At 36.0% G+C, this 2,251-nt stretch carries 3 protein-coding genes; all 3 read right to left on the bottom strand.

Going from position 1 to position 2,251, the window contains the following annotated elements; genetic code table 11:
- Positions 1–456 (bottom strand): hypothetical protein (locus tag HP439_RS18810; protein WP_172391863.1); only part of this gene is annotated, 456 nt, incomplete at its 3' end.
- Between the two features lie 49 nt (positions 457–505).
- Complete coding sequence (locus HP439_RS18805) at positions 506–1,642, bottom strand: serine hydrolase domain-containing protein (RefSeq protein WP_172391862.1); 1,137 nt, start codon at positions 1,640–1,642, stop codon at positions 506–508.
- 84 nt (positions 1,643–1,726) lie between these two features.
- On the bottom strand, positions 1,727–2,251 hold a 525-nt coding region (locus HP439_RS18800), incomplete at its 5' end, for a DUF3307 domain-containing protein (protein ID WP_172391861.1).

Raw genomic sequence — 2,251 nt, 5'->3', positions numbered from 1 at the left:
ATTATACAAGAGGTCCTTGGTTTGTTCATCATTTAATTTATACAAATTGTTCACCAAAAACTGCTTATCTTCTTCAATATTACCTTTATACCCAAGGTAAGACGGTATATAATACTGAATACATAACCTTATATATCGAAGTTCGATATTGCGTGGATTTTTTGCGATTTGATCTTCCAACATCTTCCTACCATTCTTAAAAAAGGTCATTTTCTTAAAAGGACTACTGCTATGTTTTGCCATAAACATATGATAAGCAGCCTCGTATCCAAACTCTTCTGGGCAGTCTGCGTATTGCTCCAGTAACTCTAAATGCTTCTTGCATGTTTCTTCGTTCTTATGTCCTATTTTAAAATCTCGTCTAATCTGCTCGATCGAGAAATTTTGGGCTTGTGAAACGAATATTGAAACGCTCAAGAAGAAAACAATCAAACAAATACATCTCCTGTTTAACATAAGCTTATAATTTTGGTTACCGAAGAAAAGATACAAAAAATAAGCCAGTTTATTTTACAAGAGATTGGTATAAATAATTTATGGTTCGCGCTGATAATGCGACGAAGCCATTTTCATAGGTAGGGACACAACCATTTGTAACAACGATAAAACCATATTTGGATTTTGGATCAAAGAACATTGCACTATACAACCCATAGGCCGAGCCGGTATGCCCAATTAAATGTTGACCCGGAATCAATTTATCAGTTTCCATTAGAGCAAGACCGTAGTTTTCTTTGTCACTCAATTTTTTCTGCATCATTTGTGAACTCTTCTTTTTTAAGATACGCCCGTTTGCATACTCCCCATAGTTCATGTGCATCATCATGTAGGTTGCTAAATCCTCAGGTGATATTTTCATACCACCAGTCGGTGAAAAAACCGGAGTGGATACACCTAAAATATAGTTCTTAATCTCTTCAGATCTTGGATTATAAGCAGAGGGCTGCTCTTCAAACAAATTTGTTACGCTATCATAACTGTATAATTTCGCAAACGATGTCTTGTCCAAAGAGTCTACACAATAACCACCGGTCAATCCTAACGGGGAAAGAATTTGTTTATGAATATAGTTATCAAAGCGCATACCTGTATGTTGCTCTAGCACCGATCCGACCATATTAAAATTCAAATTGCAATACTCGTATCCCTCCCCTGGACGGTAATCGTTATAACTTTTCGCCCAATCTGGGTTCTTAGAAGGATCGATCACATCAAGTTCGAAATAACCGTTGTTATCATTTATACTAGACGTGTGAGAAAGAACCATGCGTAAAGTAATGACTTCATCAGGGTACTTAGGATTCCGAATTGGAAACCCCACTAACTTTCCAAAGTCATCATCTAAGGAGATTTTTCCCTGTTCAACAAGCTGCATGATTGCAGTTGCTGAAAACGATTTGGAAATTGAAGCGATCCTAAATAAATGGCTAGTAGACAACGGTATATTATTTTCGATATCTTGTAAGCCTATGGCTTTTTTATAAATCGGCTTGTTATCCTTGACGACAACTACAGCCAAACCTACGGCTTTATACTGATCTGCAATCTCCTTTAGACCAGTGGCTATTTCATCCTGTGCGAAAGTATTACTTGACATATGTATTAATATGAATATCGAAATAACTTTTAAAAACTTGTCCATATTTATTTGTTTAAATTCAATTTATCTAAAACTCGCTACTAATGAAGTTCCCACTGTATACTAACTAAAGCGAGAATATTTATTCTATATCAAATATCGAAGCCCTAAACGAAGTCCGTAGCCAATTGATATTCCAACAACAAAACTTGCCAATGTACCTACTAATATATATTCCGTATATTTCGTGTCCTTAGCATTAGTCAAATCTCCAAACCTAAATATTGATTTTGCCCCCAAAAGAAAACCCAAGCCCGAAAGAAATCCAACTTGAATAAAAAGCACTATGAGAATACGTTCCATAATACCGATCCACATCCCAGCATCGGTCAAGGAATGCTTACCCTTATTTAAAAAATCAGCTTCGTTAGTCCATTTTTGAAAGAACACACGTAACATAATAGGACTTACGCACACTGTTAGTAATGCGGCAATGCTATATAGTAGTGCTTTCGCGGAAAATATATATGTCGCCCATTCTGCCAAAAGTTCATATCGATAAACAATAACCGATAAAATTACCGCGAGATGAGCACATTGATCGATTAAGAATAATCGAAAAGGAAACTGGGGGTACTGTTTCTCTATGGATATTTTCAGACTGTCAATAAT

It is taken from the genome of Sphingobacterium shayense, assembly GCF_013179575.1.
Taxonomy (GTDB): domain Bacteria; phylum Bacteroidota; class Bacteroidia; order Sphingobacteriales; family Sphingobacteriaceae; genus Sphingobacterium; species Sphingobacterium shayense.
The sequence above is the reverse complement of the archived record's forward strand: the minus strand, read 5'-3'. Positions and strand labels throughout refer to the sequence as shown.

Bases quoted from the DNA above. Each gene is read 5' to 3' on its own strand.
- HP439_RS18805 (WP_172391862.1), bottom strand. From the start codon at position 1,642: ATGGACAAGTTTTTAAAAGTTATTTCGATATTCATATTAATACATATG.